The 25,827-nt window shown below is 70.6% G+C and carries 23 protein-coding genes; 13 read left to right on the forward strand and 10 right to left on the reverse strand.

What is annotated here, in order from left to right; translation table 11 throughout:
* Positions 1-34 precede the first annotated feature (34 nt).
* Complete coding sequence (locus tag Q9R20_RS08205) at positions 35-685, forward strand: response regulator transcription factor (protein ID WP_311248875.1); 651 nt, start codon at positions 35-37, stop codon at positions 683-685.
* Positions 686-698: 13 nt separating this feature from the next.
* On the opposite strand, the gene Q9R20_RS08210 is transcribed toward Q9R20_RS08205, so the two are convergent.
* Complete coding sequence (locus tag Q9R20_RS08210) at positions 699-1,199, reverse strand: hypothetical protein (RefSeq protein WP_311248876.1); 501 nt, start codon at positions 1,197-1,199, stop codon at positions 699-701.
* Positions 1,200-1,283: 84 nt separating this feature from the next.
* On the opposite strand from Q9R20_RS08210, the gene Q9R20_RS08215 reads away from it, so the two are divergent.
* Positions 1,284-1,913 (forward strand): 2-phosphosulfolactate phosphatase, encoded by a 630-nt coding sequence (locus Q9R20_RS08215; protein ID WP_311248877.1) that lies wholly within the window; start codon positions 1,284-1,286, stop codon positions 1,911-1,913.
* Positions 1,914-1,929: 16 nt separating this feature from the next.
* Here Q9R20_RS08215 and Q9R20_RS08220 read toward each other — a convergent pair whose 3' ends face one another.
* The 3 genes from Q9R20_RS08220 to Q9R20_RS08230 form a co-directional block, all read right to left on the reverse strand.
* Positions 1,930-2,418, reverse strand: a complete 489-nt coding sequence (locus Q9R20_RS08220; RefSeq protein WP_311248878.1) for a SprT-like domain-containing protein — start codon at positions 2,416-2,418, stop codon at positions 1,930-1,932.
* Between the two features lie 30 nt (positions 2,419-2,448).
* Positions 2,449-2,976 (reverse strand): tetratricopeptide repeat protein, encoded by a 528-nt coding sequence (locus Q9R20_RS08225; RefSeq protein WP_311248879.1) that lies wholly within the window; start codon positions 2,974-2,976, stop codon positions 2,449-2,451.
* Between the two features lie 93 nt (positions 2,977-3,069).
* Positions 3,070-3,936 carry a fused MFS/spermidine synthase gene (locus Q9R20_RS08230; RefSeq protein ID WP_311248880.1) on the reverse strand — a complete coding sequence of 289 codons (867 nt, stop codon included), beginning with the start codon at positions 3,934-3,936 and terminating at the stop codon, positions 3,070-3,072.
* A 255-nt stretch (positions 3,937-4,191) separates the two neighbouring features.
* Here Q9R20_RS08230 and Q9R20_RS08235 point away from each other — a divergent pair, with 255 nt between their 5' ends.
* The 11 genes from Q9R20_RS08235 (at position 4,192) to Q9R20_RS08285 (ending at position 18,139) form a co-directional block, all read left to right on the forward strand.
* Positions 4,192-5,859, forward strand: a complete 1,668-nt coding sequence (locus tag Q9R20_RS08235) for an ABC transporter substrate-binding protein (RefSeq protein WP_311248881.1) — start codon at positions 4,192-4,194, stop codon at positions 5,857-5,859.
* Positions 5,860-5,942: 83 nt separating this feature from the next.
* Positions 5,943-6,947 carry an ABC transporter permease gene (locus Q9R20_RS08240; RefSeq protein WP_311248882.1) on the forward strand — a complete coding sequence of 335 codons (1,005 nt, stop codon included), beginning with the start codon at positions 5,943-5,945 and terminating at the stop codon, positions 6,945-6,947.
* Positions 6,944-7,903 (forward strand): ABC transporter permease, encoded by a 960-nt coding sequence (locus Q9R20_RS08245; protein WP_396653670.1) that lies wholly within the window; start codon positions 6,944-6,946, stop codon positions 7,901-7,903. The genes Q9R20_RS08240 and Q9R20_RS08245 overlap by 4 nt, the downstream gene beginning before the upstream one ends.
* 123 nt (positions 7,904-8,026) lie before the next feature.
* Complete coding sequence (locus Q9R20_RS08250; RefSeq protein WP_311248883.1) at positions 8,027-9,541, forward strand: alpha-N-arabinofuranosidase; 1,515 nt, start codon at positions 8,027-8,029, stop codon at positions 9,539-9,541.
* A 178-nt stretch (positions 9,542-9,719) separates the two neighbouring features.
* The gene (gene ddaH, locus Q9R20_RS08255; protein ID WP_311248884.1) at positions 9,720-10,604 is read left to right on the forward strand and encodes a dimethylargininase; all 885 of its coding nucleotides are present in this window, start codon (positions 9,720-9,722) and stop codon (positions 10,602-10,604) included.
* The gene (rocD, locus tag Q9R20_RS08260; protein WP_311248885.1) at positions 10,601-11,818 is read left to right on the forward strand and encodes an ornithine--oxo-acid transaminase; all 1,218 of its coding nucleotides are present in this window, start codon (positions 10,601-10,603) and stop codon (positions 11,816-11,818) included. The genes ddaH and rocD overlap by 4 nt, the downstream gene beginning before the upstream one ends.
* 144 nt (positions 11,819-11,962) lie before the next feature.
* Positions 11,963-13,144 carry an alcohol dehydrogenase catalytic domain-containing protein gene (locus tag Q9R20_RS08265; protein WP_311248886.1) on the forward strand — a complete coding sequence of 394 codons (1,182 nt, stop codon included), beginning with the start codon at positions 11,963-11,965 and terminating at the stop codon, positions 13,142-13,144.
* Positions 13,145-13,279: 135 nt separating this feature from the next.
* Entirely contained in the window at positions 13,280-15,061 is a 1,782-nt protein-coding gene (locus tag Q9R20_RS08270) for a circularly permuted type 2 ATP-grasp protein (protein ID WP_295839174.1), read from the forward strand.
* The gene (locus Q9R20_RS08275; RefSeq protein ID WP_058233492.1) at positions 15,055-15,987 is read left to right on the forward strand and encodes an alpha-E domain-containing protein; all 933 of its coding nucleotides are present in this window, start codon (positions 15,055-15,057) and stop codon (positions 15,985-15,987) included. Before Q9R20_RS08270 ends, Q9R20_RS08275 begins: the two co-directional genes overlap by 7 nt.
* On the forward strand, positions 15,984-16,829 hold the full coding sequence (locus Q9R20_RS08280) for a transglutaminase family protein (protein ID WP_311248887.1): 846 nt from the start codon (positions 15,984-15,986) through the stop codon (positions 16,827-16,829). The genes Q9R20_RS08275 and Q9R20_RS08280 overlap by 4 nt, the downstream gene beginning before the upstream one ends.
* Before the next feature lie 56 nt (positions 16,830-16,885).
* Positions 16,886-18,139, forward strand: a complete 1,254-nt coding sequence (locus tag Q9R20_RS08285) for an alpha-hydroxy acid oxidase (protein ID WP_311248888.1) — start codon at positions 16,886-16,888, stop codon at positions 18,137-18,139.
* Positions 18,140-18,145: 6 nt separating this feature from the next.
* Here Q9R20_RS08285 and Q9R20_RS08290 read toward each other — a convergent pair whose 3' ends face one another.
* The 6 genes from Q9R20_RS08290 to Q9R20_RS08315 all read right to left on the reverse strand — a co-directional run bounded on the left by Q9R20_RS08290 (position 18,146) and on the right by Q9R20_RS08315 (position 25,647).
* A complete protein-coding gene (locus tag Q9R20_RS08290; RefSeq protein WP_311248889.1) occupies positions 18,146-19,228 on the reverse strand; it encodes a S24/S26 family peptidase in 1,083 nt (360 codons plus the stop codon).
* A gap of 4 nt (positions 19,229-19,232) precedes the next feature.
* A complete protein-coding gene (locus Q9R20_RS08295) occupies positions 19,233-19,823 on the reverse strand; it encodes a TasA family protein (protein WP_311248890.1) in 591 nt (196 codons plus the stop codon).
* Between the two features lie 155 nt (positions 19,824-19,978).
* The gene (locus Q9R20_RS08300; protein WP_311248891.1) at positions 19,979-21,586 is read right to left on the reverse strand and encodes a DHA2 family efflux MFS transporter permease subunit; all 1,608 of its coding nucleotides are present in this window, start codon (positions 21,584-21,586) and stop codon (positions 19,979-19,981) included.
* A gap of 255 nt (positions 21,587-21,841) precedes the next feature.
* Positions 21,842-23,215, reverse strand: coding sequence for an MFS transporter (locus Q9R20_RS08305; protein WP_311248892.1), 1,374 nt, complete (start codon positions 23,213-23,215; stop codon positions 21,842-21,844).
* Positions 23,212-23,673 (reverse strand): MarR family transcriptional regulator, encoded by a 462-nt coding sequence (locus Q9R20_RS08310; protein WP_311248893.1) that lies wholly within the window; start codon positions 23,671-23,673, stop codon positions 23,212-23,214. The genes Q9R20_RS08305 and Q9R20_RS08310 overlap by 4 nt, the downstream gene beginning before the upstream one ends.
* A gap of 450 nt (positions 23,674-24,123) precedes the next feature.
* Positions 24,124-25,647: a DUF222 domain-containing protein gene (locus Q9R20_RS08315; protein ID WP_311248894.1), complete on the reverse strand. Its 1,524-nt coding sequence runs from the start codon at positions 25,645-25,647 to the stop codon at positions 24,124-24,126.
* Positions 25,648-25,827: the final 180 nt, after the last annotated feature.

Consider the following 25,827-nt stretch of genomic DNA (forward strand, 5'->3'; position numbering starts at 1 on the left):
ACCGCCCCATCCGCCCGCGAGAGGACCCGTCGTCATGACCGCCCCCGTCCGCATCGTCCTCGTCGACGATCAGGCCCTGTTCCGTGCCGGCATCCGGATGGTGATCGATTCGCAGCCCGACCTCGAGGTCGTGGGCGAGGCGTCGGACGGTCGCGAGGGCATCGAGGTCGTGCGCGCGACGCGTCCCGATCTCGTCCTCATGGACGTGCGCATGCCCGTCATGGACGGGCTGACCGCCACGGCGGAGATCCTGCGCGAGCCGGACGCGCCGCGTGTGGTCGTGCTCACCACGTTCGACCTCGACGAAGCGGCCGCCCGGGCGATCCAGGGCGGGGCGAGCGGGTTCCTCTTGAAGGACGCGGAACCGGAATTCCTCCTGTCCGCGGTGCGCACGGTCCACGCCGGCTCCGCCGTCATCGCCGCCGCCGCCACCCGCGAGCTGTTCGCCCACATCGCCGACGGGGGTGCGGCCGAACCGGTCCCCGAGGCCTACCGCGGCCTCACCGAGCGCGAACGCGAGATCTTCGCGCTCGCGGCGGCCGGACTCAGCAACGCCGAGATCGCCGAGCGCGAGTTCCTCTCGGAGGCCACGGTGAAGACCCACATCAGTCGCATCCTCACCAAGCTCGCGCTGCGCGACCGCGTGCAGCTCGTGGTCTTCGCGTACCGCCACGGCCTGGCCTGAGGCGGGGCCGGGGTCAGTCCTCGGCGTCCTCGGGGTCGTAGGCCCACGTCGGAGCGAGAGCGCGGATCCGCGCCTCGCGCCACTGCCACATCGCCCACAGTCCCGGCCAGAGGGCGGGGGCGGCGGCGCCGCCGATCGTGAGGCGCTCGCGCCAGAGCGTGCGCGACGGATCACCCGGGACGGCCGAGACGGCCATCTGGTGGTCCCACACGTCGAGCGTCGACAGCGGGCCCGTGAGCGGCACCCCCCAGTCGCGGAAGACGCGGACGCGCCCGTTGCCGTCGGTGGTCTCGCGGTCGGCCACCGAGATCAGTTGGCGGCCGACCGGCACGACGCCGGCCACGCTCATCTGCACCGGAACGTCGTCGCCTGACGAGAACGATGTCGGCATCTCGCCCAGCGCGTCGACCTCCAGCAGGGGACCGTAGAGCTCGGCCACCGCGCGGGGGGAGTGCAGGGCGCGCCAGGCGGCATCCGGGTCGCAGTCGATCTCGAACTTCAGCAGGATGCGCATGACCCGATCGTGCCCGATCCGCCGGATCGCCGCGCACGGCTTGACGCGTGCGGCGCGCGACCCTCGCGGTTCTAGGCTCGAAGGATGCCGCAGAACCCCGCCCTCGCGCAGTCCGACTACCAGGTGCGTCTGGAATGGGGCGCGGACGGGCTCGCCCGACTCGCGCCCGCGCACGTCGTGGTGATCGTGCAGACCCTCGGTCTCACCGCGCACGCGCTCGAGGCGTGCGAGAACGGTGCACGGCTCGACGTCTCCGTCGACGACGACCCGGCCGCCGCCCTCGTGCGCTCGGCGTCCGCCGCGGGCGCGCACGTCGTGATCGGCGGGCTGCGCAACGCCGCCGCCGTCGCGGCCCACGTCCTCGACGTGCAGCGCTCCCGCGGGGAGCGAACGAGTATCTCGGTGATCGCGGCCGGTCACCACGACGACGTGGATGCCGCGGCCCCGCGCTTCGCCGTCGACGACCTCCTGGGCGCCGGGGCCGTCGTCGCGGCGCTCGGCGATCTCGGCATCGATCACGCCTCGCCCGACGCGGCCGTCGCGGGGGAGGGCTACCGCGCCCTCGCCGGAGCCGTGCGGCACCTGCTCACCGCGAGCGGCACCGGCCGGATGCTCGCGGACGATGGCGCGCGCGAGGCCGTGCTCGACGCGGCGGCGCGCGATGCGGCATCCGTCGTTCCGGTGCTGGAGGACGGCGTGCTCCGCGCGGCCTGACGCAGCGGAGCAGCGCTCAGCGGGGCGTGGCCGCGGCGCGACGCGTGGCCGTGCTGATGTCGCGGTGCACCCACGACAGCGCGAAGCGCGGATCGAACGACGGGGCGCATTTCGCGCACGAGGTGGGCCGCGTCGCCCGGCGGTGCCGGTACGCGACGTGACCGGCAGGGCAGGTGCCCACCCACGGGGCGAGCTCGGTGGCGGTCTCACCCGCATGCGTCGTGCCGCCGACGTAGCCCAGCCCGCTCGCCATGCGCTTCCACGCCGGTCCGTGCCCCGCGGCGGGGCCGGCGAGCGCGTGCGCCACTTCGTGCAGGAGCGTCTGGTGGTTGGTGTCGTCGTCGTAGCGGGCGGCCAGGTAGCGCGAGACGCTGATGCGCTTGCGGCCGTAGTCGCAGAGCCCGGCGCGCCGCTTGGCGTTGTCGAACCCGAACGTCCAGGACGCGTCGAGGTGCAGGGCGATCAACGCCTCGGCCCACGTGCGTACGCGCTGCAGATCGGACATGACCGGAAGACTAGGCGGGGGCTCCGACACTCAGCTCGCGACGGCCTCGCGGGCACGGCGGCGATCGGCCGCGTCGATGGCGAGGAGCGTCGACTCCAGCTGCGCATCGGTGGCCCCGGCGTTCTGCCGCAGGAACAACGCCTGCTTGAAGTCGCGGCGCGCGGCCTCGTAGTCGCCCTCGTCGAAGTGCACCTTGCCGCGGTGCTGCAGGGCGAAGGCGGCGATGCTCGCCCAGCCCTGTCCCTCGGCCTCCTCCGCGCACATCGTCAGCTCCTGCTCGGCGGCGGCGTACGCCCCGCGGCACTGCATGATCGTGGCGTGGAGGATGCGCGCGCGCAGCAGATCGCGACGTGTGCCGGCCATGCGGGCCACGCGCACCGACTGCTCCGAGATGGAGAGCGCCTCGTCGAAGCGGTCGAGCACCTTCAGCAGCCACACCCGCTCGAGAAGGGCGTGCAGACTCCGCTGCGAACCGATCTCCTCGAGACGCTCCATGCACTCCTGGGAGTCGGTGATCTCCCGCAGGGTGTCGGGGTCGTACCCGTGGATGTAGCTCACCGTCGCTCCTCTCGTCCAGGCAGGACTCCCAGTCTGCGCCGCCCCGGGCCGGGAGGGCCCGCGCCACGCGGTCGGCGCCCGAAGCCGACGCCGTCATCTCTCGAACAGGGATGCCGACGGCTTCGGCGAGGCCGTGGCATCCGCGTCGGTGGCGGGGCGGGCGCCGCGCATGAACTCCTCGATCTCGGCGCCCTGCGCGACCTTCGCCGGATGGGGTCCGGCGGCCATGAGACGAGGAAGCCACTCCACGGGCAGCGGTGCGGCGGAGGCGGCGACGACCAGGTTCCCGAAGCGACGCCCCTTCAGCACCTGCACCTCGGCGAGCACGATGACCTCGGGCAGGACCTCGCGGATCGTCGCCACCTGGCGGCGCGCGAAGGCGAGACCCGGTCCGTCCGAGACGTTGACCAGCAGCACGCCGTCGGGCGCGAGCAGCCCGGCGGCCGCGCGGTAGAACTCCACCGTCGTCAGGTGGGCGGGCGTCTGCGCCCCGGAGTACACGTCGCTGACGAGCAGGTCGACGGCACCGGTGAGAGCCGCGGGCAGTCGCGAGAGGCCGGCGCGCGCGTCGCCGATGCGCACTCGCACGGCGGCCCCGCGGGGCAGGGGCAGGTTCTCGCGGACGAGGTCCCAGAGGGCCGGCTCCAGCTCGATGACCTGCTGGCGCGAGCCGGGGCGGGTGGCCTCGACGTAGCGGGGGAGGGTGAGCGCTCCCGCGCCGAGGTGGACCGCGGTCAGCGGCTGCCCCGGCATCCGGAGCCGATCGATGACGGCGCCCATGCGGGCCACGTACTCGAAGTGCAGGTGGGTGGGGTCGTCGAGGTCGACGTGCGACTGGGGCGTCCCGTCGACGACGAGCTCCGAACCCGAGACGAAGCCCGACGGTGCCACGCGGGCGATCGAGCCGTCCGACAGTCGCGCCGTGGGGGCGTCGTCCGGTTCGATGCGCATGCGTGCCATGGCTCCACGCTATCCGCGCCGCGCTCCGGCTGGGCGAAGTGGGAACCACGGCGGGGTTGAGGGTGGCGGAATGCGTCGTGCAGGGCGCCCGCCCGGATCAGGATGCCGGGATGCCGAAACACGATCGATACAAACGGGCAATGGGCGCGGCGGCAACGGCCCTGTACGGTCGGGGGAACACAGCAAGCGGAGCGTGGCACGACGACGTGACAACGCAGTCGTCCCCCTCCCCACCCCCGGAAGGTGCATCGAAAAATGCTCAGTACCGTACGACGCCGCCTGCTGGCCGGCGGCACCGCCGTCGCCATCGGCGCGCTCCTCCTGTCGGGCTGCACGAGCCAGCGCGACGACAACGGCGGGGGCGACTCCGGCGGAGACGTCGACTCGACCTTCGTGTTCGGCGCCTCGGGCGACCCCTCCAGCCTCGACCCGGCCTTCGCCAGCGACGGGGAATCCTTCCGCATCTCGCGCCAGATCTTCGAGGGTCTCGTGGGCGTGGAGCCCGGCACCGCCGACCCCGCCCCCATGCTCGCCGAGAGCTGGACGCAGTCCGAGGACGGCCTGTCGTACACGTTCCAGCTCAAAGAGGGCGTGACCTTCCACGACGGCACCGAGTTCAACGCCGACGCGGTCTGCTTCAACTTCGACCGGCAGAACAACTTCACCGGGATCGCGCAGTCCGAGAGCCTCTCGTACTACTGGGGCAAGATCATGCGCGGCTACGCCGACACCGGCACCTCGATCTACGGCGGCTGCGAGGCCGCGAGCCCCACCGAGGCGACGATCACCCTCACCGAGCCGTTCGCCGGCTTCATCCCGGCGCTGTCGCTGCCCGCCTTCGCCATCCAGAGCCCCACCGCTCTCGAGCAGTACCAGGCCGACAACGTCGGCGGTACGTCCGAGGCGCCCACGCTCAGCGAGTACGCGCAGGCGCACCCCACCGGCACCGGCCCCTTCAAGTTCGACTCGTGGGAGCCCGGCGCCGACGCGACGGTCAGCGCCTACGACGGGTACTGGGGCGAGCAGGGCCAGGTGCAGCAGGTCATCTTCCGCGTGATCGGCGACACCACCGCACGTCGCCAGGCGCTCGAGTCCGGCTCGATCGACGGCTACGACCTCGTTGCCCCCGCCGACCTGGGTGCGCTCGAGAGCGCGGGCTACATGCTCACCAACCGCGACCCGTTCAACATCCTCTACCTCGGCATGAACCAGGCCGACCCGGCGCTGTCCGACATCCGCGTGCGCCAGGCGATCGCCCACGCGATCGACAAGGAGCAGCTGGTCACCCAGGTGCTGCCCGAGGGCACCACCGTGGCATCCCAGTTCATGCCCGACAGCGTCATCGGCTTCAACTCCGGCGTCACCACCTACGACTTCGACCAGGAGACCGCGAAGTCGCTCCTCGCCGAGGCCGGCTTCACCGAGGCCAACCCGCTGACGCTGACGTTCAACTACCCCGTGAACATCTCGCGTCCGTACATGCCGAACCCCGAGCAGATCTTCACCAACCTCCAGTCGCAGCTGCAGGCGGTCGGCATCGTGCTCAACCCCGTCTCGAACGAGTGGGGCGAGTACCTCGACCTCATCCAGGGCGGCAGCGAGCACGGCATCCACCTGCTCGGCTGGACCGGCGACTACAACGACCCCGACAACTTCGTCGGCACGTTCTTCGGCGGAAAGTCGAACGAGTGGGGCTTCGACAACGCCGAGCTCTTCTCGGCGCTCACCTCGGCCCGCGGCCTTGCGACCGAGGCCGAGCAGGACCCGGCCTATCAGGCGGTCAACGAGCAGATCGCGCAGTTCCTGCCCGGCATCCCGCTCGCCAACCCCGTGCCGACGCTCGCCTTCGCGCCCCGCGTGAAGTCGTACCCGGCGAGCCCCGTCCAGGACGAGGTCTACAACGAGATCGAACTCACCGAGTGATCCGGATGCCGCGGGTCCCGTGCCGTCCCGGTGCGGGCCCCGCGGCCTCCGTGCACGCCACCCCCGACACCCTGTGAGAACCCGTGCTCCGCACCATCGGCAGGCGCCTGCTCCTGCTCATCCCCACCCTGTTCGGCCTTTCGATCCTGCTCTTCGCCTGGGTGCGCGCCCTGCCCGGAGGGCCGGCCGTCGCCCTCCTCGGTGAGCGCGCCACCCCCGAGGCCGTCGCCCGCATCAACGAGCTGTACGGCTTCAACGAGCCGCTCTACGTGCAGTACTTCACGTGGCTCGGTCGTTTGCTGACCGGTGACTTCGGCTCGTCCATCCAGACCGGTCGTCCCGTGCTCGAGGAGTTCGTGCGCCGGTTCCCGGCCACCCTCGAGCTGTCGATCGGCGCGCTCATCGTGGCGGTGGGGATCGGCATCCCCCTCGGCTACTGGGCGGCCCGCCGCCACGGCAAGATCTGGGACCACACCGCCGTCGTGCTCAGCCTCATCGGCATCACGATCCCGGTGTTCTTCCTCGCGTTCATCCTCAAGTACGTCTTCGCCGTGCAGCTGGGCTGGCTGCCCTCGGACGGCCGCCAGAATCCGCGCATCGACGCCACGCACTACACGAACCTGTACGTCTTCGACGGGCTCATCACGGGGGAGTTCGACGCGTCGTGGGACGCGATCCTGCACCTGATCCTGCCGGCGCTGGCGCTGGGCACCATCCCGCTCGCGATCATCGTGCGCATCACGCGCGCCTCGGTGCTCGAGGTGCAGAACGCCGACTACGTGCGCACGGGCCGGGCGAAGGGAATCGCCACCGGGACGCTGCGCAACCGCTTCATCCTGCGCAACGCCATGCTCCCCGTCATCACCACGGTGGGCCTGCAGGCGGGCCTGCTCATCTCGGGTGCGGTTCTCACCGAGACGGTGTTCGCCTTCCCCGGGATCGGGCAGTTCCTCGCGCGGGCCATCTTCACGCGCGACTTCCCCGTGCTGCAGGGCTTCATCATCTTCATCGCGATCGCCTACGCGCTGATCAACCTGCTGGTCGACCTGTCGTACAGCCTCATCGACCCGAGAGTGAGAGTCAGTTGAGTTCCGGCATCCTCCCTCCCGCCCCCAGCGGCGGTCCCGTCGACGACAACGCGGTGGTGGACGCGCAACTGCTGTCCGCCCAGACGCGCGGCGGGTTCTGGCACGACGTGTTCCAGCGGCTGCGCCGCAGCCCCGTCGCGTGGATCGGCGCGATCATCGTCGTGGCCTTCCTGCTCGTCGCCGCCCTCGCGCCGCTGCTCGCGCCCTACCCGGCGGAGTCGCTTCCGGGCCAGCGCTTCATCACCCCGACCGACATCCCCGGCCCGGGGGAGCTCGCGGAGTTCCCGCTCGGCCTCGACCGCTTCGGCGGAGACGTACTGTCCAAGCTGATCTGGGGCGCGCAGGCGTCCCTGCAGATCGGTGTCATCTCCACCGCCATGGGGCTGCTCGGCGGCATGGCGCTGGGCCTGCTCGCGGGCATGTTCGGCGGCTGGGTCGACGCGCTGGTCATGCGCTTCGTCGACATCCTGCTGTCGGTGCCGAACCTGCTGCTGGCCGTGTCGATCGCCGCGATCCTCGGCCAGAGCCAGCTCGCGATCATGATCGCGATCGGGGCCTCGCAGGTGCCCGTGTTCGCGCGCCTGCTGCGCGCCTCGATGCTGCAGCAGCGCGGAGCCGACTACGTGCTGTCGGCGCAGACGCTGGGCCTGAGCCGCCGGACCATCACGATGACGCACGTGCTGCCCAACAGCGTCGGCCCCGTGATCGTGCAGGGGACGCTGACGCTCGCGACCGCCGTCATCGACGCCGCCGCGCTGTCGTTCCTGGGCCTGGGCGGGGGCCTCCCGCAGACCGCCGAGTGGGGACGCATGCTCACCTACGCGCAGTCCGAGCTCGCGATCGCGCCGTGGCTGGCCTTCCTGCCCGGTATCTGCATCGCGGTGACCGCCCTCGGCTTCACGCTGCTGGGGGAGTCGCTCCGCGAGGCGATGGATCCGCGCACGCGCGCCCGGTAGTCGCTTCGCGCACGACCGGCCCCGGCTCCGCTCGCGCGGGTCGGGGCCGGTCGTCGGGTTTCGAAAACATTCAGGGCCGCGCGCCCGCCGGGGTACCGTCGTCGGGACCCGCGAGGAGCACCGATGACCGCTGCCCGACTCACCGTCGACCCCCGTTCCGCGATCGGCCCGGTACGCCGACGCCTGTTCGGCGGCTTCGTCGAACACCTCGGCCGCCACGTGTACGACGGACTCTACGAGCCCGGTCACCCGCAGGCCGACGAGCGCGGATTCCGTCGCGACGTCATCGCGCTCGTGCGCGAGCTCGGCGTCTCGACCATCCGCTACCCGGGCGGCAATTTCGTCTCGGGCTTCCGGTGGGAGGACAGCGTCGGCCCCCGCGAGCAGCGGCCCCGTCGCCTCGACCTCGCGTGGCACTCGACCGAGACGAACGAGATCGGCCTGCACGAGTTCGCCGACTGGCTCGACGCCGTCGGCAGCGACCTCATGCTCGCGGTCAACCTCGGCACGCGCGGCACGCTCGAGGCCATCGACCTCCTCGAGTACGCCAACGTCCCCGGCGGGTCGACCCTCTCGCAGCAGCGCATCGACAACGGCCGCGTCGAGCCCTTCGACGTGCGCGTGTGGTGCCTCGGGAACGAGATGGACGGGCCCTGGCAGCTCGGGCACCGCTCCGCCGACGACTACGGCAAGCTCGCGGCGCGAACGGCCAAGGGCATGCGGCAGCTCGACCCGTCGATCGAGCTCGTCGTCTGCGGGTCGTCGGGGCGGGCGATGCCGACCTTCGGCGACTGGGAGCGCGTCGTGCTCGAGCACACCTACGACGACGTCGACATGATCTCGTGCCACGCGTACTACCAGGAGCACGACGGCGACGCCGCGTCGTTCCTCGCCTCGGCGGTCGACATGGACCGCTTCATCGAGGCCGTCGTCGCCACCGCCGATGCGGTCGGCGCCGCTCGCGGCAGCACGAAGCGCATCGACATCTCGTTCGACGAGTGGAACATCTGGTACATCGACCGCGTCGACGCGGTGAAGCCCACCGCCATCGACGACTGGCCGGTCGCGCCGCGCCTGCTCGAGGACGTGTATTCGGTCCAGGATGCCGTCGTCTTCGGCAGTCTGCTCATCTCGCTGCTCGCTCACAGCGATCGTGTGGCCTCGGCCTCCCTCGCTCAGCTGGTCAACGTCATCGCCCCGATCATGACCGAGCCCGGCGGACCGGCGTGGCGCCAGACGACGTTCTTCCCGTTCGCGCTCACCTCGCGCCTCGCGCGGGGCGCGGCGGTGCGGGTGTCCGTCGAGACGCCCATGATCGACACGGCGACGTACGGCGCGGTGCCCGCGGTGTCCGCGGTGGCCACGGCGGACGCCGAGGCGGGCGAGGCCGCGCTGTTCCTCGTGCATCGCGGACGGGAGGAGGCGATCGACGTCGAGATCGACGTCCGCGGGCTCGGCGAGGTGGCCGTCGTCGAGACGCACCTGCTGCACGACGACGACCTCTCCGCCCGGAACACCCGGGACGAGCCCGAGCGCGTGCAGCCCCGGGCCGTCGAGACGCGGCTCGAGGACGGCATCCTGCGCGTGTCCCTTCCGCCCGTCGCGTGGGCGGCGCTCGCGCTGCGGCGCGTGGGCTGAGGCGGGGCCGGCCGCGCCGCTCGCCCTCGCGCGCACCCGCGTGCGACAATGACACCGGCGTGCTCGGACCGACCTTTCCCCGCACGGCGCCACATGCAGTTGATGGGCGTCGCGCGGGTTCGAAGGGCCACCGAGCCCCAGGACAGCGTCCGCCGCACCTTTCCTCCGAGGAGCAGAGATGTCCGCTACCCCCATCGCCACCACCGCCGAGGCCACTCCCGGCGAGCGCGTGCAGCAGCACCGTCGGTACCTCATGTGCCGGCCGGAGCACTTCACCGTCAGCTACAGCATCAACCCGTGGATGGAACCCTCGCGGCCCACGGACACGAACCTCGCGCTGCAGCAGTGGCAGTCGCTGTACGACACGTACGTGTCGCTGGGCCACGAGATCGAGCTCATCGACCCGCTCGAGGGTCTGCCCGACATGGTCTACACGGCCAACGGCGGCTTCGTGATCGACGGGGTCGCGTACGGCCCGAAGTTCCGCTTCCGCGAGCGCGCCGCCGAGGCGCCGGCCTTCATCGACTGGTTCGCCGCCAACGGCTTCGAGGTCGCCGAGCCGGTCGAGGTCAACGAGGGCGAGGGCGACTTCCTGCTCGTGGGGAACACGATCCTCGCCGGCACGGGCTTCCGCTCGACCGGTGACAGCCACCGGGAGGTGGGCGAGGTGTTCTCGCGCGAGGTCGTCTCCCTGACCCTCACCGACCCGCGGTTCTACCACCTCGACACCGCGATCGCCGTGCTCGACCCCGTGGAGGGCCCCGGCGGCGTCGAGAAGGCCAACATCGCCTACCTTCCCACCGCGTTCGACGAGCGCAGCCAGGCGATCCTGCGCGAGCGGTACCCGGATGCCATCCGCGTGTCCGACAGCGACGGTGCGGTGTTCGGCCTGAACTCGGCCAGCGACGGCAAGAACGTCATCATCTCCCCGCGTGCCGTGGGCTTCGAGGCGCAGCTGCGCGAGCGCGGCTACACCCCCGTCATGGTCGACCTGTCCGAGCTGCTGCTCGGCGGCGGCGGCATCAAGTGCTGCACGCTCGAGCTGCGAGGCGGATCCCGATGAGCACCACCCTCGACGCGCTCGGCGAGCGTCTCATCGCCGAAGAGGGTGCGCACCTCGCCCACAACTACCACCCGCTGCCCGTCGTCGTCTCGCGCGCCGAGGGCGTCTGGGTCACCGACGTCGAGGGCAAGCGCTACCTCGACCTGCTGTCGGCGTACTCGGCGCTCAACTTCGGGCACGGTCACCCCGCCATCCTGTCCGCCGCGCGCGAGCAGCTCGACCGCCTGACGCTCACCAGCCGCGCGTACCACAACGACCGTCTCGGCCCCTTCGCCACGGCGCTCGCCCAGCTGTGCGGCAAAGACCTGGTGCTGCCGATGAACACGGGAGCCGAGGCCGTCGAGACCGGCATCAAGGTCGCCCGCGCCTGGGGGTACCGCACCAAGGGCATCGCCCCGGATGCCGCGACCATCATCGTCGCGAACGGCAACTTCCACGGCCGCACCACCACGATCGTCGGCTTCAGCGACGACCCCACCGCGCACGACGACTTCGGTCCCTACGCGCCCGGCTTCGTGCACGTGCCCTACGGAGACGCGGATGCCATCGCGGCCGCGATCGACGAGAACACCGCCGCCGTGCTGCTCGAGCCCATCCAGGGCGAGGCCGGCGTCGTGCTCCCGCCCGAGGGGTTCCTGCAGCGGGTCCGCGAGATCTGCACCGAGAACGACGTGCTGTTCATCGCCGACGAGATCCAGTCCGGTCTCGGCCGCGTGGGAGAGACCTTCGCCTGCGACCGCGAGGGCGTCGTGCCCGACGTGTACCTCCTCGGGAAGGCGCTGGGCGGCGGCATCCTGCCCCTTTCGGCCGTCGTGGCGGACGAGGACGTGCTCGGCGTCATCCGGGCGGGCGAGCACGGCTCGACGTTCGGCGGCAACCCGCTGGCCGCGGCCGTGGGTCTGCGCGTCGTCGAGATGCTGGCATCCGGGGAGTTCCAGAACCGCGCCAAGGCGCTCGGCGAGCACCTCGAACCGGCGCTGCGGGCGCTCATCGGCCACGGCGTGACGGGCGTGCGCATCGCGGGCCTGTGGGCCGGCGTCGACATCGACCCCGCCTACGGCACGGGTCGCGAGGTCGCCGAGAAGCTGCTCGCGCGCGGCGTGCTGGTCAAGGACACCCACGGCCAGACGATCCGTATCGCGCCGCCGCTGACGATCCGCGCGACCGAGCTCGACTGGGCGGTCGAGCAGGTCAAGCACGTGCTGTCGGCCTGACGCACCCGTTTCGAGGGGCCGGTTCCCGGTGGGACCGGCCCTTCCTGCGTACCGGCGACTGACGCATCGGGCGGGGTCCGTCAACCACCTCGGCCGGGTGCCGTCGGAGTCCGAGACTGGAAGGCCCGGAACGGAAGGCATCACATGAAGGCACTGACCTGGCAGGGCAAGCGCAACGTGAGCGTCGAGGAGGTCCCCGACCCCGAGATCCTCGAACCGACCGACGCGATCGTCAAGATCACCTCCACGGCGATCTGCGGCTCCGACCTGCACCTGTACGAGCTCTTCGGCCCGTTCATCGACAAGGGCGACGTGCTCGGCCACGAGCCGATGGGAGTCGTGGTCGAGGTGGGCGCGGCCGTGACGAACCTCGCCGTCGGCGACCGCGTCGTCGTCCCCTTCAACATCTCGTGCGGGCACTGCTTCATGTGCCGCCGCGGTCTGCAGTCGCAGTGCGAGACGACGCAGGTGCGTGAGTACGGCAGCGGTGCCGCCCTCTTCGGCTACACCAAGCTGTACGGCCAGGTGCCGGGCGGTCAGGCGGAGTACCTGCGCGTCCCGCTCGCGGACTACAACCACATCCGCGTGGGCGACGACCTGCCCGACGACCGCTACCTCTTCCTCAGCGACATCGTGCCCACCGCCTGGCAGGGCGTGCAGTACGCGAACGTCCCCGAGGGCGGCACGCTCGCGGTCATGGGCCTGGGCCCGGTCGGACAGTTCGCCGCGCGCATCGGCGTGCACCTGGGCTACCGGGTGCTCGCGATCGAGCCCGAGCCCGAGCGTCGGGCGATGGCCGAGCGGCACGGCATCCTGACGTACGACCTCACCGACACGGTGGTCGACGAACTGATCGACCTCACCGAGGGGCGCGGAGCGGACGGCGTTGTGGATGCCGTCGGCATGGAGGCCCACGGCAACGGCGGCATCAAGCTGGCGCAGAACGCCGTCGGCCTGCTCCCCGACCCGATCGCGCAGAAGCTCATGGACAAGGCCGGGCTCGACCGGCTCGCCGCGGTCTACGCCTCGATCGACCTCGTGCGCCGCGGCGGAACGGTCTCGCTCAGCGGCGTGTACGCGGGAGAGGCCGATGTGCTGCCGATGAAGACGATGTTCGACAAGCAGCTGAGCCTGAGGATGGGCCAGTGCAACGTCAAGCGCTGGATCGACGACCTGCTGCCCCTCGTGGAGGATGCCGCCGACCCGCTCGGCGTGATGGACCTGGTCACGCACCACGCCCCTCTCGAGGACGCCCCCGGGCTGTACGAGACGTTCCAGAAGAAGGAGGACGGCTGCATCAAGGTGGTGCTGCGCCCCGGCGCCTGACGCGCGCCGCGCTCCACCCGCGTGAGTCGCCAGGAATTGTTGCCCTCGCGGGCGCCGAGGCGACGAATTATGGCGACTCACGCGAGGTGGGGGCGGGAAACGTGTCCGCAACACCGCTCTGAGTAGAGTCGTCGCATGGGTGACCTGTTCGACGGTTACGGCTCCACGCTGGCGCCGCGCAAGACCGCATCCGGCATCCCGGCGTACGACGAGATGTTCGGCGTCCCGGCCTCGCCCGGAGACGCCGCCCCCTCGCGCGAGGCGTATCGGGAGCTGTACCAGACCTTGGCGCAGATGACGCAGGAGGAGCTGCGCGGGCGCACCGAGTCGCTCGCCAGCTCCTACCTCGCGCAGGGCGTCACCTTCGACTTCGCGGGCGAGGAGCGACCCTTCCCGCTGGATGCCGTGCCCCGCGTCATCGCGTACGACGAGTGGTCGCGCATCGAGGCCGGCGTGAAGCAGCGGGTGAAGGCCCTGGAGGCCTTCCTCGACGACGCCTACGGCAATCAGCATTGCGTGCGCGACGGCATCCTGCCCGCGGGTCTCATCTCGTCGTCGCAGTACTTCTACCGCCAGGCCGCCGGCATCCGCAGCGCCAACGGCGTGCGCATCCAGGTCTCGGGGATCGACCTCATCCGCGACGAGCACGGCGAGATGCGCGTGCTCGAGGACAACGTGCGCGTGCCCTCGGGGGTGTCGTACGTCATCTCGAACCGCCGGGTCATGGCGCAGACGCTGCCCGAGCTGTTCGTCTCGATGCGGGTGCGTCCCGTCGGCGACTACCCGAACAAGCTGCTCGCGGCCCTGCGCGCCTCTGCCCCGCCCGGGATCGACGACCCGAACATCGTCGTGCTCACCCCGGGCGTGTACAACTCGGCGTACTTCGAGCACACGCTGCTCGCGCGTCTCATGGGCGTCGAGCTGGTCGAGGGCCGCGACCTGCTGTGCATCGGCGGCAAGGTGTTCATGCGCACGACCCGCGGTCCGCAGCGCGTCGATGTCATCTACCGTCGCGTCGACGACGACTTCCTCGACCCGCTGCAGTTCCGCGCCGACTCGATGCTGGGTGCTCCCGGCCTCATGCTCGCCGCGCGTCTGGGCAACGTCACGATCGCCAACGCCGTCGGTAACGGCGTCGCCGACGACAAGCTGCTCTACACCTATGTGCCGGACCTCATCCGGTACTACCTCGCCGAGGAACCGATCCTGAAGAACGTCGACACCTGGCGGCTGGAGGATCCCGGTGCGCTCGAGGAGGTGCTCGACCGCCTGCCCGAGCTGGTCGTGAAGCCCGTCGACGGCTCGGGCGGCAAGGGCCTGGTCGTCGGACCCGACGCCTCGCCCGCCGAACTCGACGCGCTGCGCAAGCGCCTGCTCGCCGACCCGCGCGGCTGGATCGCGCAACCGGTCGTGATGCTCTCGACCATCCCGACGCTCGTCGAGGACGGGATGCGACCCCGTCACGCCGACCTGCGCCCCTTCGCGGTCAACGACGGCGACGACATCTGGGTGCTCCCGGGCGGGCTCACCCGGGTGGCGCTGCCGGAGGGGCAGCTCGTGGTCAACTCCAGCCAGGGCGGCGGATCGAAGGACACGTGGATCGTGGGCGGCGCCGCTCCCGGCCACATCGAGTACGGGCAGGGCAACGGCGTCTCGGGTCTCGTCGCCGACCAGGCGGCCGTGACCGAGGCGATCCCGATCATCTACGACGGTCAGCCCGCTCCCTCGACCTCGCCGCGCGATCCGCGCCCGGGCGGAGGACCCTCGGGCAAGGAACAGCAGGAGCAGCAGCAGCAGGATGCCGCCGTGCAGCACGGTCCGCAGGCCGAGCAGCAGCAGCAGGCGTCACAGATGGTCCCGGACCCTTCGACGGGCTCGGGGTCCTCGGGCGCCGGACGGGAGGACGCGTCATGCTGAGCCGCATCGCAGAATCGCTCTTCTGGATCGGACGCTACATCGAGCGCAGCGACGGCACCGCCCGCATCCTCGACGTGCACCTGCAGCTGCTGCTGGAGGATCCGTGGATCGACGAGGACACCGCCTGCCGTTCGCTGCTGAGCGTCATGGGCTCGGCCTGGCCCGAGAACGTCGACACGGTGCGGCGCGACGATGTGCTCGCGCGCCTCGCCGTCGACCGGATGAACCCGTCGAGCATCGCCTACTCGCTCACCGCAGCGCGCGAGAACGCCCGACGTGCGCGTGAGATCGTGTCGACCGAGCTGTGGGAGATCCTCAACACCACGAACTCGCGGATGCCTCGGCGCCTGCAGACCGACAAGGTGCATGAGTTCTTCCAGTGGGTGCGCGAGCGCGCGGCGCTGGCCATCGGCATCGTCGACTCGTCGACGAACCGCGACGAGGCGTGGCAGTTCTTCACGCTGGGGCGCAGCATCGAGCGCACCGACATGACGGCGCGGCTGCTCGCGACGCGGTCGCTGACCGAGGTCTCGGGGCCGTCGTGGACGACGATCCTGCGCTCGTGCGGCGCGTACGAGGCGTACCTCCGCACGTATCGGGGGATGCCGAGCGCGCGCAACGCGGCGGAGTTCCTCCTGCTCGACCGCTTGTTCCCGCGCTCGATCATCTACTCGATCCAGCGCGCCGAGGACTGCATGAGCGCGATCGATCCGCGCGCCGATCGTGTCGGTCACTCCAACACCGTGCTGCGGGCGCTGGGACAGATCCGCAACGACCTCGAGTACCGGCCCGTCAGCGACGTGCTCACGGATCTGCCTGAGCACATGCAGCGCGTGCAGACGGTGACACGAGAGGCGTCGGAGGCCATCCGTTCGCGCTTCTTCCCGACGCAGGCCGAGCCGAGCTGGATCGGGGAGATCTCATGAAACGCCTACGCATCGAGCATCAGACGGGGTTCGTCTACCCGGGCGACGTGGTCGCTTCGTACAACGAGGCGCGCATGCTGCCGCACTCCACCGACAGCCAGTTCGTGCTGAGCTCGTCGCTCGACATCGAGCCGTCGACCTCGGTCAACCAGTACGTCGACTACTTCGGCACGCGCGTGGCCGCCTTCGACGTGCTGTCGCCGCACGCGGCCCTCACGATCACGGCGCGCTCGCTCGTCGAGGTGCGGCCGCGACCGATCGAGCACGCCGACATCACGTGGGAGCAGCTCGCGGCCGAGGCGGGACGCTCGATCACGACCGTCGAGCAGCTCACGCAGACCCGTCGGACGACCCCGCACCCCGAGGTCGCCGAGCTCGCCCGCTCGATCGCGGCGCAGCACGACCGGCCCGGACCCGCGGCGCACGCGATCGCCGAGGCCATCGGCGATGCCATCGACTACATGCAGGGCGTCACCGGCGTGCACTCGACGGCGGTCGACGCCTGGGAGGCCCGTAAGGGTGTGTGCCAGGACATCGCGCACATCGCGATCGGGGCGCTGCGCGAAGTCGGCATCCCGGCTCGCTACGTCTCGGGATACCTGCACCCGAAGCCGTCGGCCGAGGTCGGCGAGGCGGTGACGGGGGAGTCGCACGCGTGGGTGGAGTGGTTCGCCGGCGATTGGCAGGGCTTCGATCCGACCAACAACATCGAGATCGGCGATCGGCACGTCCTGGTCGGTCGCGGTCGCGACTACAACGACGTGCCCCCGCTGCGCGGGGTCTACGCCGGGCCCGGCAAGAGCAACCTCAAGGTGAAGGTCACGATCACGCGCGAGACGTAGCGGGACGCCGGGTCGCGCCGTACGATGTGGTCAGACCACACCGACGGAGGATTCCCATGGTTCAGCGTCAGCTGCCGAAGGTCGGCGAGCTCCTCGAGCTCATGCAGTTCAAGAAGCCCGAGCTCGACGCCCGCAAGCGCCGTCTCGACGCCGCGCTCACGATCGCCGACCTCCGAGCGATCGCCAAACGTCGCACGCCCAAGGCCGCCTTCGACTACACCGACGGCGCCGCCGAGGGCGAGCTGTCGCTCGACCGCGCCCGCCGTGCGTTCGAAGACGTCGAGTTCCATCCCGACATCCTGCGCCCCGCCGCCGACGTCGACACCTCGTGCGAGATTCTCGGCGGGCCGTCCGCCCTGCCCTTCGGTATCGCGCCGACGGGCTTCACCCGTCTCATGCAGACTGAGGGTGAGACGGCGGGAGCGTCCGCGGCGGCGGCCGCCGGCATCCCGTTCACTCTGTCGACCCTGGGCACGACCTCGATCGAGGGCGTGAAGGCGGCGAATCCGCACGGTCGCAACTGGTTCCAGCTGTACGTGATGAAGGACCGCTCGATCTCGTACGGGCTCGTCGAGCGCGCCGCCAAGGCCGGTTTCGACACGCTCCAGTTCACCGTCGACACCCCCATCGCCGGGGCTCGCCTGCGCGACAAGCGCAACGGCTTCTCCATCCCGCCGCAGCTGACGGTCGGCACGATCATCAACGCGATCCCGCGTCCGTGGTGGTGGATCGACTTCCTCACCACCCCGAAGCTCGAGTTCGCTTCGCTCAGCACCACGGGCGGCACCGTCGGCGAACTGTTGAACGCCGCGATGGATCCGACGATCAGCTACGACGACCTCGACGTCATCCGCGGCATGTGGCCCGGCAAGATCGTCGTCAAGGGCGTGCAGAACGTCGCCGACGCTGCGCGCCTGATCGACCTCGGTGTCGATGGCATCGTGCTGTCCAACCACGGCGGTCGTCAGCTCGACCGTGCGCCCATCCCGTTCCACCTGCTGCCGCAGGTCGTGCGCGAGGTCGGAAAGGATGCGACGGTCATGGTCGACACCGGCATCATGAACGGCGCCGACATCGTGGCATCCGTTGCTCTGGGGGCGAAGTTCACGCTCATCGGCCGGGCTTACCTCTACGGCCTGATGGCGGGCGGGCGGCAGGGCGTCGATCGGACGATCGCGATCCTGCGCAGCGAGATCGAGCGCACGATGACCCTGCTGGGCGTCTCGTCGCTCGCCGAGCTCGAGCCGCGCCACGTCACGCAGCTGCGGCGGCTCGTGCCGGTGGACGACGGAGTGGGCTCCCGGGTCTGATCGGGCTCAGGAGCAGTAGGGGCGGCCGAAGAGGGTCCCCGAGATGGCGACTCCGCCGGACTCGGCCGTCCAGCGCTGACCGACGTTCACGCGGACGGTGACGCGGGAGGCGCCGAGGATCGGCCACGACCCGGACGGGAGGCGGACGGCTCGTTCTCCCGGTGCGATGTCGCGGACGATGACGTAGCCGTCGGCGAGGATGTCGAAGCTACGCGGCTGCCATCCGTCGTAGCTCCAGAAGATCACCGCGTTCGAGAACAGTCCGCTCGAGCATTCCAGTGCCCAGGGCGCCGTGACGCGGCCGGCGGTCACGGAGCCCGAGGTCGTCGCGTCCGCGTGGAAGCCCGCCGAGGCGGGGGTAGCGACGGCCGTCGCGACGAGGGCCGTGATCGCGGTCAAGGCGAGCGCACTCCGGGCGGTTCGTCGGCGCTGGCGGGCGGAGCCTGCTCTCGCGCGGGTGCGCAGCGCGCGTCGGGTGAGGGGTGGCGGGGGCGTGTCGGCATCCGGTTTCTCGAGTGCGCGGGTGCGCAGCGCGCGCCGGGTGAGGGACGCCGAAGGGGCGGGTGGCGGTGGGTGATCGGCATCCGTCTCCTCGTCCTCGTCGCCCCGGCGGAGGGCGAGGGCGAGGCATCCCGCGAAGGCGAGGACGCACGCGGCGAGCGGGACGACGTCGCCCGAGCGCACCCACACGATCGGCAGACCGACGAACGGCACCCGGAGCACCCCGACGCCGTGGACGGCGTCGGGGTGCAGCGGTGAGCTGTCGGCGGAGGGGTTGGCGTCGCCCTTGGTGACCAGGTCGCCGCGGTCGTCGAGCGCCGCGATGCGGTGCAGGCGCAGGCGGTCCGGCCAGTCGGGGTCGGTGGCCAGTACGACCCGTCCCGCGACGAGCGCTTCGCGCGGAACGGGTCGTGCCACCACGACGTCGCCCACCTCGATGGCCGGCGACATCGACGCCGTCATCACGGTGGTGGGCATCCACCCCAGGATGAGCGGCGCCGCCGCCCAGAACCCGAGCGTCACGATCAGCGTCACGATCGCTCGAGCCGCCGCCACTCCCGCCGTCAGCAGGAGGCGAGCGGGGTGCACCGGATCAGCTGTTCTGGGCTTCCCACACGAACGAGGTCGACGCGGTGCCGCCCTGGACGCTGTCGGGGGCGTCGTCGACGAGCTTCCACGAGATGCGGAAGGTGCGCGTCTCGGACCCGCCGCCGGTCGGGCTCCACGTGGCGGCGCCGTTCGCGAAAGACGAATGCGCGTCGGCGAAGCCGGTGAGGCGGCCGTCGTAGACGGTCTTCTCGGCGGTGAAGCCGTTGCAGGTGCCGTATCCGCCGCCCGAGCCCTGTTCGACGGTCAGGACGAGGTTGTCGGCGAGACCGGCGGTCGAGGAACGGTCGGTGGCGTAGAGGCGCACCTGCGAGGCGAGCGAGCCGGTCGAGGTGACGGCGATGCAGTTCGCGCCCCCGTCGCCGGGCTTGGCGTTGGGAACCGTGAACAGGGCGCGGCCCGCGTCGTCGTCGGCGAGCTGGACGGTTCCCGCGCGCCACGTGTTCTGCTCGTTCGAGGTGGTGTCGGAGAAGGCGGCGTACGAGCTCGTCGACACGAGGACGCCCGCCGCGACCACGGCCGCGGGCAGGGCGATCGCGGTGGCGATGCGAGAGGAACGGCGAGTGAGCTTCGGCATGATGGATCTCCCCACGAGATCGGTTGTGCGAAATGGACACCTGCACAGTAGGGAAACGCGATCGGGGGCGTCCGACGCGCGGGACCCCTTGACATCGCGGCGCGCTGTCTTCTATTCACTCGAATCGATCGTGCCGGACCCCCTTCCGGCCGGCCTCAGGTCCGCGTCGTCACCCTCGGTCGCTCGTCGCGACGTCGGGCCGGCGCACCGAGGCTCACCGTCGAGACGAGTCCCAGCGTGAGGAACGCCGCCGCCGTGAACGCCGCCGCGCGCGTGCCGTCGCTGAACGCCGCGCGGGCGTCGGTGGCGAGGTCCTGCGTGTCGGGCGAGGCCGCGAGTCCGGCGATCGCTCCGCCCGCGCTGTCGACCACCTGCGACACCACCTGGTCGCGTTCGGCGGCGGGGATGCCCCGGTCGTCGAGGGTGGATGCCAGCGCCCCAGCCGTCGTGGAGAACAGCACCGTGCCGAGCACCGCGACGCCGAGGGCCGCCCCGAGCTGTCTCGAGGTCGACTGCGTTCCCGAGGCCTGGCCGCTCGCCGCCGGCGGGACCTCGGCGAGGACCACGCCGGTCAGTTGCGCCGTGGCGAGGCCGACACCGACGCCGTAGACGAAGAGGAAGGGGATGAGTGGGCCCCACGTGGCATCCGGTCCGATCGTGAAGGCGACGCCCGCCACACCCACGATCTCGGCGAGCAGTCCGCCGCGCACGATCCAGACGGGGGTGACCCGCCCGCTCAAGGCACCCGCGATGCCGCTCGCGACGAAGGAGCCAATGGCGAGGGCGAGCAGGAGCAATCCGGTCTGCAGGGCGTCGAATCCGACGACGAATTGCAACCACAGGGGGAGGGCGAGGATGATGCCGAACTCGCCCAGCGACACCACGGCCGCGGCGATGTTGCCGTTGCGGAAGGAGGCGATGCGGAAGAGTCCGAAGGCCAGGAGCGTGGAGCGACCGCGACGCTGGCGTCGCGCGCCCCACGCGATGAAAGCGGCGAGGGCGACGGCGGAGAGGGCGAACGCGAGGGGAACCGGAGACAGAGGGACTGGCCAGGTCCAGTCGCCGAGGGTCGGGGCGGTGTCGACGGTCCACCATCCGTACGTCCGGCCCTCGATCAGGCCGAACACGAGGGGTGCCATCGTGAGGACCGACAGCAGGGCGCCGACGCCGTCGATGCGGTCGACGCGATCGCTGCGCGACTCGGCGACGGTGACCACCACGCCGATGACGATGATCAGCCCCAGGGGGATGTTGATGCCGAACGCCCATCGCCACGAGAAGGCGGTGGTCAGCCAACCGCCGAGGAGGGGCCCGACGGCGGCCATGCCGCCGATCGTCGATCCCCAGACGGCGAACGCGATGCCGCGCTCGCGCCCGCGGAACGTGGCGTTGATGAGCGACAGGGTGGTCGGCAGGATCATCGACCCGCCGATGCCCTGCACGAGGCGGGCGAGGATGAGCAGTCCGCCGGTCGGGGCGAGGGCCGCGCCGATCGAGGCGATCGCGAAGACGGCGACGCCCAGCAGGAGCAGTCGTCGTCGGCCGAAGCGGTCGGCGAGGCTGCCGAACACGAGGAGGAACGACGCGAAGACGAGCGTGTAGGCCTCCTGGACCCACTGCACCTCGGTCGACGAGATGCCGAGCTCCTCGACGATCGAGGGGACGGCGACGTTGACGATCGTCGAGTCGACGATGATCAGCGAGACGGCGATGCTGATGAAGACGAGGCCCGCCCAGCGGCGTCCAGCCATGTTCTCGGTCATGTCGCTAGCTTATCTAGCGAAATGACCGAGTGGGAGGGCTTGCGCGTCGGTTCCTCGGGAGGCACTCGCGGCTTCTCGGCTCGTGCGCCGGTTGTGGGGGGTGTGCGGACGCTCGACGACGTCGCTCGCGGTTCGCGCGGGGTGCGGTGGCATCGTGGCGTCCGGGATCGCGGTCGCGCGCGCAGGAAGGGCGCTGGTGTTCCGAGTGGATGGTGGGGTCGCGGGTGCGGAGCTCGAGGTGCCGTCGGCGCGCGCTCAGGCGCCGTGGCGCGGGCGCGGGGCGGGACGTGGGGCGCGATCGGCGGGCGGCAGGGGGATCGGGGTGGTGCCGGCGATCTCGTCGCTGAAGTCCTCGGGTTCGGCCGGCACCGTCTGGATGGGGCGGGTCTCGTCGAGGGTGAGGCGAAAGCGTTTCGTCTCGTGGCGGTGGAGTCGGCCCGAGGCCAGGGTCCACGCGACGCCGATGCCGCAGGCGATGGCGGCGACCACGGCCGCGAGGGCGATCGCGATGCGCGGGCCGAACTGGGCCGCGACGCTGCCGACGATGGGCGCGCCGATCGGGGTGCCGCCGAGCAGGATCGCCATGTACAGCGCGAGCACGCGTCCTCGCAGGGCGGGGTCGGTGGTCGTCTGGACGTATCCGTTCGCGGTGGTGAGGGTGGTCACGACGCAGAACCCCGTGAAGACGAGGGTGGCGGCGTACGCCGAGTAGCTCGGAGCGAGGACGGACAAGGCGGATGCCACGGCGAATCCGCCGGAGCCGAGGATGACGACGCGCATCCGCGCGCGGTCGCGCCTCGCCGCGAGGAGGGCGCCCGCGAGCGAACCGATCGCGACGAAGGAACTGAGCAGGCCGAACCCGTCGGCGCCGCGACCGAACTCGAGCGCCATCGTCGACGCGAAGATCGGGAAGTTCATGCCGAACGCGCCGAGGAGGAACACCATCACGAAGATGACGACGAGGTCGGGGCGTCGGGCGACGTAGCGGAAGCCGTCGGCCAGCCGTGCGGGCCCGCCGCGGCGATGGTGGGCGACGAGTTCGTGCGGGCGCATCAGCAGGAGGGCGCCGATCATCGCCAGGAAGGTGAAGGCGTTCACGAGGAACACCCATCCCGTGCCGACCAGGACGATCATCACGCCGGCCACCGCGGGGCCGATGAGTCGGGCGGTGTTGAAGGAGGCGGCGTTGAGGGCGACGGCGTTCGACGCGTTCTCCTGGGCCACGAGATCGGACACGAACGCCTGCCGGGCCGGGTTGTCGAAGGCCGTCACCACGCCCAGTGCGAGGGCGAACACGAACATCAGAGGCAGGGTCATCGCTCCGGTCAAGAGCAGGATGCCGAGCGTCAGCGCCAGTGCCAGGAGGGCGCTCTGGGTGCACATGATGAGCTTGCGTCGGTCGAACCGGTCGGCGACCCAACCGGTGACGCTCACGAGCAGCAGTGGCGGAGCGAACTGAAGGGCCATGGTGACGCCCATGGCGGCCGCGTCGTTGTCGGTCAGCTGGGTCAGGACGACCCAGTTCTGCGCTGTCGCCTGCATCCAGGCGCCGATGTTGGAGACGAGGGCTCCGATGAACCAGACGCGGTAGTTGAAGATCGACAGCGACCGGAACATCGATGTGCTCATCTGTCGGCTACCTTCCTCATGATCGTCGCGGCGCGGGCGAGTGTTTCGCGTTCTTCCGGGGTGAGTTCTGCGAGGGCCTCCTCGACGAAGGCGTCGCGTCGTCGGACGGTCTCGTCCACAATGCGGCGGCCGTAATCGGTGAGGTCGATCGTCACGCGGCGGCGGTCGGTCTCGTCGGGAGTGCGGGAGATGTAGCCCGCGTTCTCGAGCAGGGTCACGGTGCGGTTCATCGACGGCGCACTGACGCGCTCACGATCGGCCAGCTGACCGAGCGTGTGCGCGCCGTGCACCGTGAGAGCGGCGAGGACGGCGAACTGCCCGTCGCTCATGGTGTCGATGGCTCGTTGCGCCCTGAGGCGGCGGGCCAGTCGGAACGTGGCCATGCGCAGCTCGGATGCCGCCGCACTGTAGTCATGGCCCTGGTCGGGAAGGGGGGATTCGTCGACGCGGTCGTTCATGTTCCTGCCTCGAGGGTAGCTCATTAGCATTGCTAACGGAATAGGTCGTGTCGGGTAGCGAGGGATACGGCGCTATCCGTCTTACTGCTGTTCGTGTGGATCGACGTGGGTGCGAGGCGGGCGGTTTCTCTCGGTCGTGAGTGCGGTGGCGACGTCGAACGTCCATCGTCGCGTTGTGGGGAATCACCGTCCGGGTAGAGCCGTGTGGCTGCTCCAGCTCGAAGGGGCTGTCGGTCCGAGGCGGGTTGCGGATGCGCGGCACATCCGCGCGAGTGGATCACGGGCGCGCGGGTATGCCGCGCGGCTGAACCACGAACGCGCGGGCAGTGGTCGCGGGGATCGTCGAGGTCATGGTCTCAGGCAGACCGCGCGGGTGAATCGCGGGCGCGCCGGCATGATCTCGGGAATCGTCGAGGTCATGGTCGCGGGCATGCCGAGAGACCGTGCGCGTCAGAAGGGTGCGTTCTGTCGGTCGTTCGCTGATGTTGTCGATGAATCATCCGGGGCGAAGCGCACGGCCGGCGCGTACGGCAGCGGATGGTCGGTGTAGACGCGCCCGGTGGGTGAGGTGAACTCGATGACTCCGCCGGGGAGTTGTCTGACCTGCCAGCGGGTGAATTGCTTCTGGGTGTGGTGTCTTTGGCAGAAGTGGCAGAGGTTGCACACGTGGGTTTTCCCGCCGAGGGCGTGATCGAGGTTGTGGTCGACCTCGCAGCGGATGGCGGGGGCGGTGCAGCCGGGCCACCGGCAGTGTCGGTCGCGGGCGCGGAGGTGTCGGTCGATCGCGGCGGTCCGCTGGTATGTGTCGGTGCAGAGCACGGCTCCGGTGACGGGGTGGGTGAGTACCCGGTCCCAGGGCACTCTCGTCGCTTCTGCGAGGCGTCGGGCGGTGTCGATGTCGATGGGGCCATGTCCGACGAGTTCGGCGGGGTCGATGTTCTCCCGCTCGGGGTTCAGGACCGACAGCGCGGGGACGACGACCTGCACCCGCGCGCGGATCGCACCGAGTGCGCCGGGGCCGTCGTCGATGCGGGTGGGGTCTGCATCGGGCGCTGCGGTGAGGAGCAGGTCAGCGAGGATGTCAGCGCGCACTTGGTCGGTGCTGCGAGTATCCCGTTCGGCGTCGCCGCTCGTACGCCCGCTTGAGACTGGATTGCCCGCATACGCCTCGTCCCTGCTCGACGCAGAGGCAGAGGCGGGCGCCGTGTCGCCGGACCGGGAAGGCGGGCCCGCGGTGCTCTCGCCCGCCGGTGTCAGGCCGAATGCTGCGCCCGTTTCGTTCCGCCGCCCCGCCGCGGGCTGTGGCGCGTCGGCGTCTTGCCGCGCATCGATCAGCGCCCGCGACTGCTGCGTCAACCGGTCGTAGATCCCCACCGCGAGCACGGTCGGAAGGGTGGCGATGAGATCCGACATCCCGTTCTCACCCCGCACCAGCCTCACGCATCGTTCCTCACGTCCGCGCTGGTGCCGTTCCGTGATCGTCGTCGGCTGCAGACGTTCCGCCAGAGTCACCAGCCGCGCCTGTAGGCGCCCGGGGCTCAGCCCCTCCGCTGTGGCTACCGCGAGGAGGTCGAACTCCGCACGCTTGTCGACGGGCACCGGGGTGCCGGCGTCCACGATCGCTTGCACGTGAGCCCGGGAGAGTGCTCCCGCTTCCCACGCATCGACCGTAGCCGGGAAATGATCGACCAGCGTCAGTGCCTTGCCGATCTGTGCCTGCACCGACCGATCGGACAGGCACTGCGCGGCGGCGATCTCCGACGCGACCTCCCGAAGCGCCATCTCCGCGGCGCGGGACGACGCCCGCTGCCCCGCCATGACATCGAGCGCAAGGCGCCCCGCCCGGGCCAGCGCCCGGGTCTTGCGGGCCTCTGCGGCCGAGAGCGCGGCATCCGCGTCGAGGACCTCGCGCAGCACGACCGCGAGCGGGTCGGACCCGCCGGGTGGTGGGGGTGAAGGTGTCGGAAAGCTCATGCAGGCATGCTATCCCGAACCTCCGACATTAACCCCCTGATCGGGACTTTCTGTGGACAGATCTATGAAGTCGACGGTTGGGGAGAAGGAGTGAAAGCGGGACCGTCCGTGGCAGTCGCACCGTCGCGGCACGCCATTCGACACGTCGGCGCGGAGCCCTCCCCGCTCGCGGCGACCGCT

Origin of the sequence: Microbacterium sp. PRF11 (genome assembly GCF_031844085.1) — a bacterium.
Taxonomy (GTDB): domain Bacteria; phylum Actinomycetota; class Actinomycetes; order Actinomycetales; family Microbacteriaceae; genus Microbacterium.

Excerpts from the sequence above, each read along its gene's own strand:
- Q9R20_RS08205 (WP_311248875.1), top strand. The coding sequence starts at position 35 with ATGACCGCCCCCGTCCGCATCGTCCTCGTCGACGATCAGGCCCTGTTC.
- Q9R20_RS08210 (WP_311248876.1), bottom strand. The coding sequence starts at position 1,199 with ATGCGCATCCTGCTGAAGTTCGAGATCGACTGCGACCCGGATGCCGCC.
- Q9R20_RS08215 (WP_311248877.1), top strand. The coding sequence starts at position 1,284 with ATGCCGCAGAACCCCGCCCTCGCGCAGTCCGACTACCAGGTGCGTCTG.
- Q9R20_RS08220 (WP_311248878.1), bottom strand. The coding sequence starts at position 2,418 with ATGTCCGATCTGCAGCGCGTACGCACGTGGGCCGAGGCGTTGATCGCC.
- Q9R20_RS08230 (WP_311248880.1), bottom strand. The coding sequence starts at position 3,936 with ATGGCACGCATGCGCATCGAACCGGACGACGCCCCCACGGCGCGACTG.
- Q9R20_RS08235 (WP_311248881.1), top strand. The coding sequence starts at position 4,192 with ATGCTCAGTACCGTACGACGCCGCCTGCTGGCCGGCGGCACCGCCGTC.
- Q9R20_RS08250 (WP_311248883.1), top strand. The coding sequence starts at position 8,027 with ATGACCGCTGCCCGACTCACCGTCGACCCCCGTTCCGCGATCGGCCCG.
- ddaH (WP_311248884.1), top strand. The coding sequence starts at position 9,720 with ATGTCCGCTACCCCCATCGCCACCACCGCCGAGGCCACTCCCGGCGAG.
- rocD (WP_311248885.1), top strand. The coding sequence starts at position 10,601 with ATGAGCACCACCCTCGACGCGCTCGGCGAGCGTCTCATCGCCGAAGAG.
- Q9R20_RS08265 (WP_311248886.1), top strand. The coding sequence starts at position 11,963 with ATGAAGGCACTGACCTGGCAGGGCAAGCGCAACGTGAGCGTCGAGGAG.
- Q9R20_RS08270 (WP_295839174.1), top strand. The coding sequence starts at position 13,280 with ATGGGTGACCTGTTCGACGGTTACGGCTCCACGCTGGCGCCGCGCAAG.
- Q9R20_RS08275 (WP_058233492.1), top strand. The coding sequence starts at position 15,055 with ATGCTGAGCCGCATCGCAGAATCGCTCTTCTGGATCGGACGCTACATC.
- Q9R20_RS08280 (WP_311248887.1), top strand. The coding sequence starts at position 15,984 with ATGAAACGCCTACGCATCGAGCATCAGACGGGGTTCGTCTACCCGGGC.
- Q9R20_RS08285 (WP_311248888.1), top strand. The coding sequence starts at position 16,886 with ATGGTTCAGCGTCAGCTGCCGAAGGTCGGCGAGCTCCTCGAGCTCATG.
- Q9R20_RS08295 (WP_311248890.1), bottom strand. The coding sequence starts at position 19,823 with ATGCCGAAGCTCACTCGCCGTTCCTCTCGCATCGCCACCGCGATCGCC.
- Q9R20_RS08300 (WP_311248891.1), bottom strand. The coding sequence starts at position 21,586 with ATGACCGAGAACATGGCTGGACGCCGCTGGGCGGGCCTCGTCTTCATC.
- Q9R20_RS08305 (WP_311248892.1), bottom strand. The coding sequence starts at position 23,215 with ATGAGCACATCGATGTTCCGGTCGCTGTCGATCTTCAACTACCGCGTC.
- Q9R20_RS08310 (WP_311248893.1), bottom strand. The coding sequence starts at position 23,673 with ATGAACGACCGCGTCGACGAATCCCCCCTTCCCGACCAGGGCCATGAC.
- Q9R20_RS08315 (WP_311248894.1), bottom strand. The coding sequence starts at position 25,647 with ATGAGCTTTCCGACACCTTCACCCCCACCACCCGGCGGGTCCGACCCG.